General features: G+C 62.3%; 18 protein-coding genes and 1 pseudogene. 4 read left to right on the forward strand and 15 right to left on the reverse strand.

What is annotated here, in order from left to right:
* The coding region (locus OB03_RS09865; RefSeq protein ID WP_461344025.1) for a methyl-accepting chemotaxis protein at positions 1-758 on the forward strand (758 nt) is incomplete at its 5' end.
* A 76-nt stretch (positions 759-834) separates the two neighbouring features.
* Positions 835-1,855 (forward strand): annotated as a pseudogene (bioB, locus tag OB03_RS09870) (biotin synthase BioB).
* 7 nt (positions 1,856-1,862) lie between these two features.
* Here bioB and OB03_RS09875 read toward each other — a convergent pair.
* The 10 genes from OB03_RS09875 to OB03_RS09920 form a co-directional block, all read right to left on the reverse strand.
* Positions 1,863-3,050: a divergent polysaccharide deacetylase family protein gene (locus OB03_RS09875; RefSeq protein ID WP_242913081.1), complete on the reverse strand. Its 1,188-nt coding sequence runs from the start codon at positions 3,048-3,050 to the stop codon at positions 1,863-1,865.
* Positions 3,051-3,185: 135 nt separating this feature from the next.
* Positions 3,186-4,541, reverse strand: coding sequence for a S41 family peptidase (locus OB03_RS09880; RefSeq protein ID WP_242912325.1), 1,356 nt, complete (start codon positions 4,539-4,541; stop codon positions 3,186-3,188).
* Between the two features lie 140 nt (positions 4,542-4,681).
* The gene (locus OB03_RS09885) at positions 4,682-5,770 is read right to left on the reverse strand and encodes a murein hydrolase activator EnvC family protein (protein ID WP_242912326.1); all 1,089 of its coding nucleotides are present in this window, start codon (positions 5,768-5,770) and stop codon (positions 4,682-4,684) included.
* On the reverse strand, positions 5,770-6,234 hold the full coding sequence (rlmH, locus tag OB03_RS09890) for a 23S rRNA (pseudouridine(1915)-N(3))-methyltransferase RlmH (RefSeq protein WP_461344026.1): 465 nt from the start codon (positions 6,232-6,234) through the stop codon (positions 5,770-5,772). The genes OB03_RS09885 and rlmH overlap by 1 nt, the downstream gene beginning before the upstream one ends.
* A 20-nt stretch (positions 6,235-6,254) precedes the next feature.
* Entirely contained in the window at positions 6,255-6,641 is a 387-nt protein-coding gene (rsfS, locus tag OB03_RS09895) for a ribosome silencing factor (protein WP_242913082.1), read from the reverse strand.
* A 168-nt stretch (positions 6,642-6,809) separates the two neighbouring features.
* Entirely contained in the window at positions 6,810-7,484 is a 675-nt protein-coding gene (locus OB03_RS09900; RefSeq protein ID WP_282452561.1) for a nicotinate-nucleotide adenylyltransferase, read from the reverse strand.
* A 106-nt stretch (positions 7,485-7,590) separates the two neighbouring features.
* On the reverse strand, positions 7,591-8,232 hold the full coding sequence (locus OB03_RS09905; RefSeq protein ID WP_242912328.1) for a DUF6655 family protein: 642 nt from the start codon (positions 8,230-8,232) through the stop codon (positions 7,591-7,593).
* A complete protein-coding gene (gloA, locus tag OB03_RS09910) occupies positions 8,232-8,672 on the reverse strand; it encodes a lactoylglutathione lyase (RefSeq protein WP_242912329.1) in 441 nt (146 codons plus the stop codon). Before gloA ends, OB03_RS09905 begins: the two co-directional genes overlap by 1 nt.
* A 44-nt stretch (positions 8,673-8,716) precedes the next feature.
* A complete protein-coding gene (locus OB03_RS09915) occupies positions 8,717-8,956 on the reverse strand; it encodes a zinc-finger domain-containing protein (RefSeq protein WP_242912330.1) in 240 nt (79 codons plus the stop codon).
* Positions 8,957-9,058: 102 nt separating this feature from the next.
* Positions 9,059-9,373 (reverse strand): hypothetical protein, encoded by a 315-nt coding sequence (locus OB03_RS09920; RefSeq protein ID WP_242912331.1) that lies wholly within the window; start codon positions 9,371-9,373, stop codon positions 9,059-9,061.
* A gap of 168 nt (positions 9,374-9,541) precedes the next feature.
* Here OB03_RS09920 and OB03_RS09925 point away from each other — a divergent pair, with 168 nt between their 5' ends.
* A complete protein-coding gene (locus OB03_RS09925; RefSeq protein WP_242912332.1) occupies positions 9,542-10,516 on the forward strand; it encodes an ABC transporter ATP-binding protein in 975 nt (324 codons plus the stop codon).
* Positions 10,517-10,520: 4 nt separating this feature from the next.
* Here the strand turns inward: OB03_RS09925 and OB03_RS09930 are convergent, their stop codons facing one another.
* Positions 10,521-10,934, reverse strand: coding sequence for a Tat pathway signal protein (locus tag OB03_RS09930; RefSeq protein WP_242912333.1), 414 nt, complete (start codon positions 10,932-10,934; stop codon positions 10,521-10,523).
* An 81-nt stretch (positions 10,935-11,015) separates the two neighbouring features.
* Between OB03_RS09930 and OB03_RS09935 the strand changes: the two genes are divergently transcribed.
* The gene (locus OB03_RS09935; RefSeq protein ID WP_461344027.1) at positions 11,016-11,492 is read left to right on the forward strand and encodes an RNA pyrophosphohydrolase; all 477 of its coding nucleotides are present in this window, start codon (positions 11,016-11,018) and stop codon (positions 11,490-11,492) included.
* A 73-nt stretch (positions 11,493-11,565) separates the two neighbouring features.
* On the opposite strand, the gene OB03_RS09940 is transcribed toward OB03_RS09935, so the two are convergent.
* Genes OB03_RS09940 through atpA form a run of 4 tightly spaced genes read right to left on the reverse strand, consistent with a single transcriptional unit; the run spans position 11,566 to position 15,838 of the window.
* Complete coding sequence (locus tag OB03_RS09940; RefSeq protein WP_461344028.1) at positions 11,566-11,832, reverse strand: ATP synthase F1 subunit epsilon; 267 nt, start codon at positions 11,830-11,832, stop codon at positions 11,566-11,568.
* Between the two features lie 3 nt (positions 11,833-11,835).
* A complete protein-coding gene (gene atpD / locus OB03_RS09945) occupies positions 11,836-13,365 on the reverse strand; it encodes a F0F1 ATP synthase subunit beta (RefSeq protein ID WP_242912336.1) in 1,530 nt (509 codons plus the stop codon).
* Between the two features lie 34 nt (positions 13,366-13,399).
* Positions 13,400-14,275 carry a F0F1 ATP synthase subunit gamma gene (locus tag OB03_RS09950; RefSeq protein WP_461344029.1) on the reverse strand — a complete coding sequence of 292 codons (876 nt, stop codon included), beginning with the start codon at positions 14,273-14,275 and terminating at the stop codon, positions 13,400-13,402.
* Between the two features lie 30 nt (positions 14,276-14,305).
* A complete protein-coding gene (atpA, locus tag OB03_RS09955) occupies positions 14,306-15,838 on the reverse strand; it encodes a F0F1 ATP synthase subunit alpha (protein ID WP_242912338.1) in 1,533 nt (510 codons plus the stop codon).
* Between the last annotated feature and the right edge of the window lie 47 nt (positions 15,839-15,885).

Here is a 15,885-nt window from a genome sequence, read left to right on the forward strand (position 1 = left end):
GCCAACTGGCCGTTGCGTCCGAAGATCTGGCCACCCGCACAGAACGTCAGGCCGCCAACCTCGAGCGGACTGTCCACGAAGCCGACGCGATCGCCCAACAGGTCGCTACCTCCGCCGATGGCGCGCGCCAAACGGCACAGGCTGTGGCCGAAGCCCGCGCCGACGTTCAGGAAACGACCGGCATCGTCTCAAATGCGGTGCAAGCCATCCACGCCATCGCCGACTCGTCTCAAGAGATCGCTCGCTTCACCAGCCTGATCGACGAGATCGCGTTCCAGACCAACCTTCTGGCCCTGAACGCCAGCGTCGAGGCTGCACGCGCAGGCGACGCAGGCCGTGGTTTCTCGGTCGTTGCGCAAGAAGTCCGCGCATTGGCCCAGCGCTCGGCGGCAGCATCGGGCGAAATCCGCGGCTTGATCTCTACGTCGTCGGCACACGTATCGCGCGGCGTTGATCTGGTTGAAAAGACCGGCGAGGCTCTGGAGCGCATCGGTGCCAAAGTCGTCGCCGTCGACGGTCTGGCAGGCAGCATTGCCCAGTCGGCGCAGGAACAGGCCGAAGCGCTCAACCGCGTCCGTCGCGCCATGAGCGAAATGGACGACATCACCCAGCAAAACGCGGCCATGACTGAAGAAGCCACGGCTGCGGCCCGCCAATTGGCTCAGGAAGCCCACGTCCTGACACAGCAGGTCAGCCGCTTCAAACTGGACGGTGGAGCAGTTCCGGTGCGCCTCGCGGTCCACAATAACGCGGCATAACCGCACTCAAAGAACAGGGCTTGGGTTTCGCGCATAGCGCGGGTACCAACCTCCCCTACAATCGTAGGAGAGTGATTTGGCCGACGACCGTTTTACCCCCGCAACGGCAACCCAGCCCGTTCCGACCCAGCCGCGACACGACTGGACGCTGGACGAGGTAGAGGCCCTGTTTGCCCTGCCGTTCATGGATCTGGTCTATCGGGCCGCCAGCGTGCACCGACACTGGTTCGATCCCAGCGAGGTTCAAAAGAGCCAGCTTTTGTCCATCAAGACCGGCGGCTGCGCTGAAAACTGTGGCTATTGCTCGCAATCGGCCAGCTTCAAGACCGGCCTTAAAGCCGAGAAACTGATGGACTCCACCACTGTCATCGCCGAGGCTATGGCCGCCAAGGCAGGCGGTGCGACCCGGTTCTGCATGGGCGCGGCCTGGCGTGAACTAAAGGACCGCGACACCCCGAAACTGGCCGCCATGATTTCGGGCGTGAAAGCACTGGGGCTGGAAACCTGCGCGACCTTGGGGATGCTGAGTGCAGATCAGGCACACCAGCTCAAAGAAGCGGGTCTGGACTACTACAACCACAATCTCGATACCGGCCCTGACTATTACGATCAGGTCGTCACCACCCGCACCTATCAAGACCGGCTGCAGACTTTGGAGCACGTCCGCGAGGCGGGCATGAGCACCTGCTGCGGCGGCATTGTCGGTATGGGCGAAAGCCGCCGAGATCGCGCGGGACTGTTGCACGCTCTGGCCACCTTGCCGGTTCACCCCGACAGTCTTCCCGTAAATGCTCTGGTTCCGGTCAGCGGCACGCCACTGGGCGAAGAGGTGCTCAAGAACGGCGAAATCCACCCGATTGAGTTTGTGCGGACGGTAGCTGTGGCCCGACTGGTTTGCCCCAAATCCATGGTTCGTCTGTCCGCAGGACGCGAAGGCATGAGCGCGGTGATGCAGGCGCTGTGCTTCCTCGCCGGGGCGAACTCTATCTTCGTGGGGGGGCAAGTTGCTGACGACGCCCAATCCCGAAGAGGATCAGGACGCCGCCTTGTTCCGCATGCTGGACCTGAGGCCGATGCCTCTGTCGGCCGAGCGTTAGACGGCGATCAGGCCGCGCGCCCGCGTCGCGTCATGGCCGACGCGGGTGCCAGCTGGATGCCACGCTGGTCCAGACCCGCCACCCAGCGGGCGGCGGTCTCGACCGTAACCGGATAGCTGAAGGCGCTACCGAAGGCCGAGCCATCGGTCTTGGCCTGCACTTCCAGTGCGTGCAGCTGGCGCAAGATGGCAGCCGGCGACTGGTCTTCATCCACGATACGATCCGCTGTCGCCCGAGCGAATGCTCCCGGCTTGCGCTCCAGTGTACCATCATCCAGCAGGGCCAGGCCCCGCTGACGCAGTTGGACCATCAAGGCGTTCGTGGCACCGTCGGAAGTCACAAAGCGATCGCCGAGATAGTTGCCGACCCCGAAATAGCCCACTGCGCGAGACAGCAGCCAATCCAGCTTCACCGACACATCATCGGCCGAACTGCTGGCCAGAAGGGTATAGGGACCGGGATCGTTGTCGGGATAACCGGTCGGCTCCATCGGCAGCTCGAGAATGACCTCATGGCCGTAGGATCGGGCCAGATCGATCCAACGCTGAAGGCCGTCCGCATAGGGAACGAAGCTGAGGGTCACTTCCGGTGGAAGGCGCTCGATAGCCGCACGGGTCGTGACAGCGTTGAGGCCCAGCCCCCCCACCACCAACGCCACTGTTGGCTTGCCATTGGCACGGAATGGTCGGGCATAGACCTGCGCAGGGACGCGTCCATCCGCCGCGATGCGCGGCAGCGGCCCTTCAGGGCCCGGCTGGTGCAGACCTGCAATAGGCGCAGCGGGCAAGGGATTGGGTTGCCGCACGGGAGCGGTAAAGGTGCCCGTCGAGGACACACTTGCACCATCCGGCAGGGTGATGACCGCATCACCGAAGCCCGCAGCCCCTTCGGCGTCGAGGCCTTCGAGCGTGGCGTCCTGATAGAGATCCATACCCGCCAGACCGAAAACTTCCTGGCCGCTGGCAACCTCGATAGGGGATTTGTCGGCAGTCAGGCGCGCACGGGCGGACGGCATACCGGCCTTGGGGTCACCCGTCAGGGCGACGACCAGCGCCACAGCACCGACCACACACAGGCCCGCGGCCCCGGCAATCACTTGCGGGCGGGCCAAAAGGGCTTGGCCGATGCGTTCCATACGCGACTGCGAGGGGTTTCCCGCCGCAGCGGCAAGCGCAGATTGTCGCTTTGCGAACATGGTCACGGCAATGCTCGATCAATCGTGGGGGAGCTACCGCACAGGCGGTAACCTTCACTCTGGATCAAGCCACGTCGGGGTTAAGAAACCCTAACGTTTGTTCACCACGATTGCCAAAAGATCGACCTGTGTTCGTTAGTCTTCAGGCGTGGCCGTCGCTGCAGGCTCTTCACCCGTATGCACGACAATGCCCGCAGGCGGCGCTTTAAGCTTGGAGAGGTCGCCGCCAGCTTTCAGGACATCCTTGGCGCGCTCGAGTTGATAGTCGACGTTCTTGTCGAACTCTGCGCCCGGTGCCTCGTGCGGGGTGTGCGGGCCGCGACGCTCTGCGCCAATGGAGGAATCCAGCGCCGTCGCATAGGCCGCTTCCGAATAAATGAAGCTGGAGCGCGAGATCGCCTTGGCCTCACCCTCGGTGCGGGCGACTTCGAGATCAGGTTCAATGCCGATCTTCTGGATCGAGCGACCCGAAGGCGTGAAGTAGCGCGCCGTCGTGATCGACACAGCGCCATCCTGACCGCCACGCAGCGGAATCACGGTCTGGACCGAACCCTTGCCGAAGGACGTCAGGCCCACAATCGTCGCCCGCTCGTGATCCTTCAGAGCACCGGCCACGATTTCAGATGCCGAGGCCGAGCCGTAGTTGATCAGAACGGCCAGCGGAAGACCGCCAGTCAGATCACCGGCCTTGGCCCACCAGCGCTCAATATTTTCTGGCTTGCGGCCACGCTGGCTGACAATCTCGCCGCGCTCTAGGAAGGCGTCGGACACGGCAACTGCCGCCGTCAGCAAGCCACCACCATTATTGCGCAGATCAAGGATGAAGCCCTTGAGGTTCGGCTTTTCGGCTTTGAGCTTGTTGATGTTCTCGATCAGCTCGCGCTCGGTATTTTCGTTGAAGGTCGAGATACGCAGATAGCCATATTCGCCCTCGAGGCGACCGGTGACCGAGTTCACCTTGATGACTTCACGCGTCAGTTCGACTTCACGGGCATCCTCGCCATCTCGCAGGAAGGTGACCTTGATCGAAGTCCCCGCCGCACCGCGCAGTTTGTCGGAGACGTCGCTGACCGTCAGGCCCGCCGTGCTCTGACCATTGATCGCGCTGATAACGTCGCCGGCCTGCACACCGGCACGCGCGGCAGGGCTCTCGTCCATCGGGGAGATGACCTTGATCAGGGCACCGTCCGCCGAAATGGTCAGACCCACGCCCGAATACTGGCCCTCGGTGCGTTCGCGCAGATCGCCATAGGCCTTGGGAGGCAGATAGTTGGAGTGCGGATCCAGCGCCGTCATCATACCCGACAGCGCCGCCTCGATCAGCTTCTTGTTATCGACCGGAACGACATACACCTGCTCCACGATGCCCAGAACATCGCCGAACAGTTCCAGCATGCGGAATGTCTCGTTGCGCGGGGTCTGGCTGGCCACAGCCGCCGCAGATCCACCCAGAACAAGGGCAGCGCAGCCCACGAGAAGCAGTTTACGCATTCGTCTTCTTTCCTGCGGCCGTCACTGGGGCGGCCGAAAACCATTCAACTTGATCCTGACGCGCATTCCGCCCGCTTACAATCGGTAGTCACCGGAATTTTTCCAGGTTTCGGTTCTTACGAGAACGCAACTCGTCCGGATCAGTCCAGCCAAGGCGCTGGATCGATGGGACGCTCGCCACGACGAAGCTCGAAATAGGCTTCACCATCTTCACCGGTGCGCCCCAGGGTCTGGCCCTCGGCGACCCGCTGGCCCACCTCGACCTCGACCCGGTCCATGCCCGCCACGACGGCGCGCCACCCCGGCCCGAGGTCCAGAATGACGATCTCGCCCCACTCTTTCATCGGTCCGGCGAACAGCACGCGACCGGCCGCAGGAGCCGACACCGCGCTGTTGCTGGCATGCCAGCGCCAGCCCGCAGAGCCCGAGCCATAGGTCTGGGCTGGAACCGCCTGTACTGGACGCACCAACCGGTCGCGTCCGCCCGGATTGCGCGCCACGACTTCGTTGGTGGTTTCTCCCACCGTCGGGACTGCCCCGCCCACTTCGCGTATACGGGCCTCCAGCGCGGAGGTCGCACGTTCGGCGCGCGCGGCCTCGGCGCGCAAGACCGATCGCAGGGCCGTCTTGCGGTTGGTCAAATTTTCGATCTCGGCGCGGCGCTGGTTCTGGGCGCTTTCCACCGTGAACAGGCGCTCGCTCGACAGGGCTGCCAGTCGGCGGATGCGGTTGATCTCTTCCTGACGATCCACCAGCACCTTGGTCCGCTTCTGGATTTCAGGCGTCATAGCGCGGATCATGATGTTGGCCCGCACCGTATCGCGCGCACGCTCGGCCGGTATCAGCAGCGGCGGCGGAGGATTGCGCGACATCATCTGCAAGGCTGACAGCAGCCTGCCTTGCGCTGCGCCTTCACGCGACATCTGGCCCAACAGCACAGCTTCGCGCCCGCCGAGTTCTTTCAGTCGCGCCCGCTGGGCTTCCAATTGGATATCGTCGGCGGCTTCTTCACCGCGCAGTTCATCCAGCTGCGCATCCAGCTCCACCAGATCCTCGGCCGCCTGAGCCGCCTCGGCCCGCAGGCGCCGCGCGCGGGCCAGTTCGTCACGGTATTCGGCAGTAAGACGTGCCAACTCCTCGCTCTGTGGCTGGCGCTGACTATAGGCCACGCCCGCACTGGTCAAAACCAGCGCGCCTACCGTCAGAAAGATGAGCGAGGTTCGGGTCATTAATCCCGATGATAAGGTGATCCGGCCAGGATCGTCACGGCCCTATAAACCTGCTCGGCCAACATGGCGCGTGCGAGAGCATGCGGCCAGGTCTGCGGACCGAACGCCAGCGTCGAGCGGGCCACATCGCGCACCCGTGCGTCGAGGCCGTCTGCACCGCCAATAACGAACACCAGCTTGCGTTCGCCCTGATCGCGCAGAGTGGCAATATGGTCGGCGAAAGCGCGGCTGGAATAGGCCTTGCCACGTTCGTCACACGCAATCAGATGCGCGCCCTCGGCGGCAGCCAACAAAAGGTCGGCTTCCGGTCCCTTGCCCGCTTTACGTGGCTCGAGGTCGATGAGTTCGAGGGGACCTAGTCCCAGCGGGCGCCCTGTAAGGGTCGCCCGCCGGGCATAGCCGTCAGCCAGAGTGGCCTCGGGCCCACGGCCCGGTTTGCCGATGGCGGCAATTGCCAGCTTCATGGCTTATCTTCTCGGTTAGATCAGTTACGGCCAGCGCCGCGGTGGGCGCTGTCGACAGCCCAGATCTTTTCGATGTTGTAGAAGGTGCGAACTTCCGGACGGAACAGGTGAACGATGACGTCACCGGCATCCAGCAGCACCCAGTCACAGTGCGGCAGACCTTCGACCTTTACCTTGCCAAGGCCCATGTCCTTGAACAGGCGCAGCAGGTGGTCGGCCAAGGCACCGACGTGACGGTGCGAGCGGCCCGAAGCCACGATCATGGCGTCGGACATTGGGCTCTTGCCACGCAGGTCGATCAGGACAATGTCCTGCGCCTTGTCGAAATCTAGTTTGGCCAGGATGGCATTTTCCAACTCGGTCGCACCGGTCGGAAGCGGCTGGTTGTCGCCAGCGTCATCCTGAATGGACTCGTCGTCAAACTCGCCCGCGTCCGAATGGAGGGGATCGAGGGCGTCTTCACGCTCTGCCGATTGGGCAGTGACGTCGTGCGCTTCGTGCGCGGGATGGGGGCTCAGCGGAGGGCTCCAATAGGGTTTACCAAACCCTGACTATAGCACACCCCGCGATTGACGTCACCCGTCCTGCGCAGACCGCTTGCGTGAAGCGCGTATCGCGGTCGAGGAACGCGGGTTCAGAGGGGCCACAATATAGGTCCACGCAGGCGCCTGCAGACTAGGCAGCAGACCCGCCTCATTTGACGGGATGCGGTTGCGCCCGAAACGTACCGCTGCGGGCGCAGAACGGCTGTCCAGCAGGCTTCCGGGGCGGGCGATGACTGCCATCGGCATCAGCCGCATGATGTCGGTCCAGCCTCTCCAGCGATGGAAGTCGGCAAGATTGTCGGACCCCATCAACCAGACAAACTTCACCCCTGGGTGACGGGCGACCAAAGTTCTAAGCGTATCGATTGTCCATTGGGTGCCGATACGGGTCTCGACATCCGAAACAATCATGTTCGGGCCGACGGTACGGGCCACCTCACGCGCGGACTGCATCCGTTCGGCGAGAGGGGCCATCTCGTGGCTGGATTTCAGCGGGTTCTGCGGCGAGACCATCCACACCACGCGATCCAGACCCAGGCGGCGCATCGCTGTTTCGGCAACGTGGGCATGTCCGTCGTGGGCTGGATTGAACGACCCGCCAAACAGACCGACCTTCATCCCCGGCGTTAGATGCAGGCCATCGCGCAGCGCGCCCCCTCGGGGACCGCTGCCTTTAGGTGCAGGACCGGCATGGAAAAACGACAAGGGCAGCTCGGCTAAGGGATCGACAGCGGCTTATGCTCAACCGTGCCCTAACATGCAGCATCGGCTATGTCGCGAGATAAAAGCGCGAAAGTTTACCCGAGGGCAGTTAGAATTCGCGCCAGCTTGAGCCCGGATCACGCTCGCCCGGCTGGGCCAGTTGCTGGCCCCACGTGACCATCATCAGCGCCTTGTGGCTGCGGATCTTGTACTGGCCGATCATCGGGGTCACAGCCCCCAGCGGCAAGCCCGTGCGGGTGTCGTAGATAAAGCCCGAGAACTCGGCCACGCCCATACGGTCGCGGTTCGAATAGATCGACACTTCGGGGATGGAGACGACGTTCAGCGCGTCGTTGATCGGCACGCGCATATCCGGAATGCCGAAAACGCGACGCATCTGTTCCAGCGACAGCGCCGTTGCGCGGACCTCAAAGACCGCATCGGACTCGCCGCGCTCGCGCACCAGCGCATAGCCCGCTTCGGACAGGGCCGCGCGGATAGCACTGATGGCGTATTTGGAGTTTTCGGCGACGAAATAGGTTTCATCGACATAGACACGCGCGCCTTGCGGGATCGGCAGGGTCAGGCCCTCGACGGCTCGCTCGGCGGCGCGGTTCACCAACAGCATGTCGGTGGCAGTTCGTGCAGGGTTAGTCTCGGTGACCGAGGCACATGCGGAAAGGCTGGCCACAGCGGCGGCCAGTGCGGACACCACCAGAGCTTTGCGGGCAATCCCATGTGCCATGGTCATTACCAGCTGCCCGTGTTCGGCATAGAGGCCCAAGGCTCGGCCGGAGCGAGGCGTTCGCCCTTTTGCAGCAGTTCAACCGAAATACCGTCAGGCGAACGGATGAAAGCCATCCAGCCATCGCGCGGCGGACGGTTGATGGTCACGCCACCAGCCGCCAGCTTTTCGCAAGCAGCGTAGATGTCGTCGACCTCGAAGGCGAGGTGACCGAAGTTTCGGCCACCGGCGTAATCTTCGGTGTCCCAGTTATAGGTCAGTTCGACTTCCGGCTGCTTTTCGGCGCGGGCGCGGGCCTCGTCTTCCGGCGCGGCCAGATAGATCAGCGAAAAGCGACCTTCTTCGCTGTCCATGCGGCGGGTCTGAACCAGACCCAGCAAGTCGCAGTAGAAACGGAGCGAGGCATCGAGGTCCTTCACGCGGACCATGGTGTGGAGATAACGCATGTTAGGCCTATCGTGAGACGGGGGAGAAATCGAACGACAGCGCTTTAGTGCGCTTCGGGCGGACGGGCCGCCGGATCGAGATACTCGCTCTCGTCGTGATGATGGGCCGACAGCACAAAGCGACGGTCGCAATAGGTGCACTCGACAGAGGTGTCCTCGCCCATTTCCAGATAGACCAGCGGGTGGCCCAGCGCACCGCCGCCGCCATCACAGGCAACGCGCTTTTGCGTGACCAGAATTTCTTCAGCTTGCGGGACGATGGCGTCAGAGTGGCGCGGCGGCATGATGTATCCTCGGGAAGGCGTTTGGGCCTTCCTAAGCTCACACCGCCACAAGGTCAAACCATCGGCAATGGCTCGGCTTTTGACCCCGTGAACCGCAAAGCCCTATCGACCCGAGCGGTTGAATGCCGACTTTGCGCGGCCAAACCAACGCGCAAGCTTTTCTCGACGGCGGGTGTAAAGGCCAAGCCCCAGACAGGCCGCGCCAATCCAGAGCCCCGCCTCGCCGATCACCCCGAAGATGCCCGCCAGCGTGAGGCCGAAGGCGGTGGAGATATATCCGGCTTTGATGGCGAAGAAGGCCCCGACAAAGCCGGCGTAGCCCAGCACGCAAAATCCAAATGCGACCAATCCGATAGTCTTAAGTTTGCGCGAGCGTTGCGGGGTGGCGGTGCCGAGGGCTTGGGTCGAGTGGGTCATGGATATGTCCAGATCGCTTGTCCTAATGTCAATGAACCTTTACACCCCGTGTCGCACGCATGTCAAGCAAGCTTGTCAGAGGTTTTTATGGTGTTCCGGCTTGGCGAGCGGCCCGTTCATCCCTACCTATCGGACCGACCATCATTCTTTTCAGTCAAAGCCGACCGCATGACCGCATCCTCTGCTCTGCCCGATAACGCCATCGAAGTTCGCGGTCTGAAAAAGACCTACAAGGGCAATGGCAAGGCTCCGGCCAAGGTCGCCCTGCGGGGCGTGGATCTGACCGTCAAGCGTGGTTCGATGTTCGGCCTTCTGGGCCCGAATGGCGCGGGCAAGTCCACGCTGATCAACATCATTGCCGGTGTGGTCAACAAATCCGAAGGCTCGGTCAAAATCTGGGATCGGGACATCGATACCGAAGCGCGCGATGCCCGCTCGGCTTTGGGCGTGGTGCCTCAGGAAATCGTCGCAGACGTTTTCTTCACCCCGCGCGAAAGCCTCGAGGTACAGGCCGGTTTCTATGGCGTGCCAGCGAACGAGCGCCGCTCTGACGAACTGCTGGCGGCGCTGGGCCTTTCGGACAAGGCAAATGCCTATGTGCGCCAACTCTCCGGTGGTATGAAGCGTCGCCTGATGGTGGCCAAGGCGCTGGTACATAATCCGCCTGTCCTGATCCTCGACGAGCCGACCGCGGGCGTGGACGTCGAACTGCGCCGCCAGCTTTGGGATTATGTGCGCAAGATCAACGAGGAAGGCGTCACCGTCATCCTGACGACCCACTACCTCGAAGAAGCGCAAGAGCTTTGCGACACGATCGCCATCGTCAATCGCGGCGAGGTCATCACCTGTGAGCCCACCCAGCAACTGCTGCGCCGTTTGGATACCCGCAACGTTGTTGTCGTGCCCGAGAATCCGATCGATGCCCTGCCCGAGCTGACCGGCTTTACGGTCATGCCTCGTCCCAACGGCGCATTCGCTGTGACTTATCGTACGGGCGAGTCCAGCGTCGAGAATGTTCTGGCTGCGGTACGTGCTGCCGGTATCTCGATCCGCGATATCACGACCGAGGACCCCGATCTGGAGGACGTCTTCCTCGCTCTGACCTATGGCGACAACAGCCGTCCGGATCCCACCAAGGACTGATCCGTCAGATCACCATAACGGTGCCCAGCAGCACCCTTGCCCCTGCCCTTCCCAGAACGCGATCCGCAGCCTGCTGAAGGGCGCGGGTCAGGGCGTTCAGGTCAGGCACCGCGTCTGGCAGCATCCGGCTGGCCTCAACACGCACGGCGTCGGCGAAGGCTGCATTCAGGCGCGGCCGTGACAGCTTGGCTCGCTCCAGCAATGCGCCATCTGCAATCACCAAGGTGCTCTCGACCGAGATGATCGCTCTGCGTCCCTGAGGGCGCAGAACCGTGGCGGTCGACAGCGGCATGTCCAACTCCCCTCCCGCAGGTGCGGAGGATTGCCCCTTGGGACTGGCCGCTGCAGGAACAGCCTGAGCCGACAAGCCCAGAGCCGAAAAGCCAAGAGCAGCGAGAATAAAAGCGCGACGTTGCATCGTCCCAGGATGCCGCATTCAGTTTAAGGTTCGGTTACACAGGCACTGGCACTCGCACCATCAGCGGTTTAGCGTTGTCCTATGACGAGAGATATCAACGCCTACCGCCCCAATGTCGGGGTCGTCCTGTTCAACGCCGAGGGCAAGGTCTGGTTGGGACGCAGAGCCCATACACCGGCCCCCTACAACTGGCAGTTTCCTCAAGGCGGGGTGGATGACGGCGAAGATCTAGAAGCGGCCGCACGCCGCGAACTTCGCGAAGAGACCGGCGTCACTTCTGCCGAGCTTCTGGCCCGCACCGACACTTGGGTTTTTTACGACTTCCCCGACCATCTGCAGGGACCCAAAGCGTGGCGCGGCTTCAAGGGGCAGCGCCAGATGTGGTTCGCCTTTCGCCTGACCGGACCCGACAGCGAAATCGATCTGTTCGCCGATGACGAGGTCGAGTTCGAGGAATGGCGCTGGGGCGATCTGGGCGAAGCGCTGGACCTTATCGTGCCCTTCAAGCGCGAAGCCTATGAAGGCGTCGTCAAGGCCTTCAAGCACCTCGCGTCCTGAACGCTCCCTAGCCAACAAAAAGGCCCCCGCCATCAATGACGGGGGCCTTTTCTATTTTAGTCCGGATCGAGCCTTAGGCGACGATTTCCGAAGCCTCTTCAGCGAGGATCGTCAGACCCTCACCGTTGACGTCGGCGAAACCGCCTTTGACGTCGAAGCGACGGCGGGCGTTGCCTTCGTAGATCGTGATCACACCTTCGCGAAGGGTGGTCATGAACGGGGCGTGGCCCGGAAGGACGCCGAAGTCGCCCTCGACACCCGGTGCGTCGACCTGATCGACCTGGCCCGCGACGATTTCGCGTTCCGGAGCGACGAGGGAGAAGTTCAGCTTGCCGGTCATGGATTAGGCCTCAGCAGCCATCTTCTCGGCCTTAGCGACGACTTCGTCGATCGCGCCAACCATGTAGAAAGCAGCTTCCGGCAGGTGGTCGTATTCACCAGCCACGATGCCCTTGAACGAGCGGATCGTGTCAGCCAGTTCAACGAAGGCACCCGGGGTATTCGTGAACTGCTCAGCCACGTGGAACGGCTGCGACAGGAAGCGCTGGATCTTACGAGCGCGGGCAACGACCAGTTTGTCGTCTTCCGACAGTTCGTCCATGCCCAGGATGGCGATGATGTCCTTCAGCGCCTTGTACTGTTGCAGGGTTTCCTGAACCTGACGGGCAACGGTGTAGTGTTCTTCACCGATGACCAGCGGGTCCATGATACGCGAGGTCGAGTCCAGCGGGTCCACGGCCGGGAAGATAGCTTGAGCCGCGATGTCGCGGTTCAGAACGGTCGTCGCGTCCAAGTGGGCGAAGGTACCAGCAGGTGCCGGGTCGGTAAGGTCATCGGCCGGGACGTAGATGGCTTGAACCGAGGTGATCGAGCCCTTCTTGGTCGAGGTGATGCGCTCTTGCAGGTTACCCATTTCGGTCGCCAGCGTCGGCTGATAGCCCACTGCCGAAGGAATACGGCCCAGCAGTGCCGACACTTCCGAACCCGCTTGGGTGAAGCGGAAGATGTTGTCGACGAACAGCAGCACGTCCTTGCCTTCTTCGTCGCGGAAGTATTCAGCGATCGACAGGCCGGTCAGAGCCACACGAGCGCGGGCGCCCGGCGGTTCGTTCATTTGGCCGTAAACGAGGGCGCACTTCGAGCCAACGGTCGAACCGTTGTTTTCCTTCGGGTCGACGTTCACGTTCGACTCGATCATCTCGTGGTACAGGTCGTTACCTTCGCGGGTACGTTCACCCACGCCGGCCAGAACCGAGTAACCGCCGTATGCCTTAGCGATGTTGTTGATCAGCTCTTGCATGGTGACGGTCTTGCCGACGCCAGCGCCGCCGAACAGGCCGATCTTACCACCCTTGGTGTACGGGCAGATCAGGTCGATGACCTTAATGCCGGTGACCAGGATTTCAGCCGAGGTCGACTGTTGGTCGAAGGTCGGCGCGTCCTTGTGGATCGGACGGTATTCGGTGGTTTGCAGCGGACCGGCTTCGTCGATCGGCTGACCGACGACGTTCATGATGCGGCCGAGCGTGCCCGGACCAACCGGAGCCATGATCGACTTGCCGGTGTCAACGACGGCTTGACCACGGGTCAGGCCTTCGGTGGTGTCCATCGAGATGGCGCGAACCATGTTCTCGCCGAGGTGCTGGGCAACCTCGAGGACGAGGGTGAACGGCTCGCCGGTCTTTTGGTCGACGTTCTGGGTTTCCAGAGCGTTCAGGATGGCCGGCAGTTGGCCTTCGAACTGAACGTCGACAACGGCGCCGATGACCTGGGCGATCTTGCCCTGGCCAGCAACGGCGGCGGTAGCAGCGACGGTCTTCTTGGCTGCCGGCTTCTTGGCGGCGGGTTTCTTCGGTGCGGTGGCGTCGGTCATGGGTGTGTCCGGTTCGGAATGGGGTCGTTCGGGATCAGATGGCTTCGGCGCCAGCGATGATCTCGATCAGCTCGGTAGTGATCTGGGCCTGACGTTTACGGTTGTACTGCAGGGTCAAGGCATTGATGAGGTCGCCCGCGTTACGCGTTGCGTTGTCCATCGCTGCCATCTGCGAACCGAAGAAGCCTGCTTGGTTTTCCAGCAGAGCCGCCAGGATCTGGGTGGTCAGGTTGCGCGGCAGCAGCGTCTCGAGGATTTCCTCCTCCGAGGGCTCGTACTCGTACAGAGCCGTGCTGTTGTCCACCGACGAAGCCGTTTGGACTTCAGCCGGAACCAGCTGTGCGCCGGTCGGAACCTGTTGGATCACCGACTTGAACTGGCTGTAGAACAGCTGGACCACATCGGCCTCACCGTTCTCGAACATTTCGGCGATCAGTTCGGCAATCGGCTGGGCCGAGTGCAGACCGACGGTCTTGTGTTCCGACAGTTCGAAGGTGCGAACCAGCTTCTCGCCATAGAGGCGCTGCAGCTGGTCGCGGGATTTGCGGCCAACGGCGATGATCTTAACGTCTTTACCCTGGGCGATCAGGCTGTTGATGCGCTCGCGCGCGGCCTTGATCACGTTCGAGGAGAAGCCGCCTGCCAGACCCTTGTCGGCAGTGGCCACCACGATGAGGTGACGTTGATCTTCACCGGTCCCGGCGAGAAGGCGCGGAGCATCCGCACCTTGCACACCGGCGGCCAGGTTAGCGATCACCGAAGCCATACGCTGGGCGTAAGGACGGGCATTTTCAGCCTGTTCCTGGGAACGCTTCAGCTTGGCCGCGGCGACCATGTTCAGGGCTTTCGTGATCTTCTGCGTCGACTTGACGCTTCCGATCCGATTGCGCATTTCCTTGAGGCTGGCCATCCGGCGTTACTCTCGCTTCGGTTGGTGCTCTTAGGCGAAGGTCTTGAGGAAGGCTTCCAGAACGCCCTTAAGCTCGGTTTCGAGCTCGGCGGTCAGGTCCTTCTTGGTACGGATGCCTTCCAGCAGCGACGCGTTGTTAGCGTGCACGCGGGCCAGCAGTTCCTTCTCGAAGCGACCAACGTCAGCCACTGCGATACCGTCCAGGTAGCCGCGGGTACCGGCGTAAACCGACACAACCTGCTCTTCCATGGTCAGCGGAGCGTACTGCGGCTGCTTCAGCAGCTCGGTGAGACGGGCACCACGGGCCAGCAGCTTCTGGGTCGAGACGTCGAGGTCCGAACCGAACTTAGCGAAGGCAGCCATTTCGCGATATTGAGCCAGCTCGCCCTTAATCGGGCCAGCGACCTTCTTCATCGCCTTGGTTTGAGCCGACGAACCCACGCGCGAAACCGAGATACCGACGTTAACAGCCGGACGGATGCCTTGGTAGAACAGGTCCGATTCCAGGAAGATCTGGCCGTCGGTGATCGAGATCACGTTGGTCGGGATGTAGGCCGACACGTCGTTGGCTTGGGTTTCGATGATCGGCAGAGCGGTCAGCGAGCCCGAACCGTAGTCGCCGTTCAGCTTGGCCGAACGTTCCAGCAGACGCGAGTGCAGGTAGAAAACGTCGCCCGGGTAGGCTTCGCGGCCCGGCGGACGGCGCAGCAGCAGCGACATTTGACGGTAAGCCACAGCTTGCTTCGACAGATCGTCGTAAACGATCAGGCCGTGCATGCCGTTGTCGCGGAAGAACTCGCCCATGGCGGTACCAGCGAACGGAGCCAGGAACTGCAGCGGAGCCGGTTCCGAGGCGGTTGCAGCAACCACGATGGTGTATTCCAGAGCGCCCGACTCTTCGAGGGTCTTAACGATCTGGGCAACGGTCGAACGCTTTTGGCCGATGGCGACGTAGATGCAGTACAGCTTCTGCGACTCGTCGTCCGACTTGTTCAGCGGCTTTTGGTTCAGGATGGTGTCGACGGCGACGGCGGTCTTGCCGACCTGACGGTCACCAATGATCAGCTCTCGCTGGCCACGGCCGATCGGGATCAGGGTGTCGATCGACTTCAGGCCGGTTTGCATCGGCTCGTGAACCGACTTACGCGGGATGATGCCCGGAGCCTTAACGTCAACGCGGCGACGCTCGGTGAACTCGATCGGGCCCTTGCCGTCGATCGGCTCGCCCAGCGGGTTCACAACGCGACCCAGCAGACCCTTGCCAACCGGCACGTCCACGATTTCGCCCAGACGGCGTACATCGTCGCCTTCCGAGATTTCGGCATCGGTGCCGAAGATCACGACGCCGACGTTGTCGCGTTCCAGGTTCAGGGCCATGCCCTTAACGCCAGCCTTGGTGAATTCCACCATTTCGCCGGCTTGGACATTGTCCAGACCGTGAACGCGGGCAATGCCGTCGCCGACCGACAGCACTTGGCCGACGTCGGAGACGTCAGCTTCAACGCCGAAATTGGCGATCTGCGACTTGAGAATGGCCGAAATTTCGGCGGCGCGGATGTCCATGTTGAGCTCTCTGGCTTTCGTACTTCGGTGCGGGCCTTGCGGCCCGG

This window comes from Brevundimonas sp. GN22 (genome assembly GCF_054824005.1).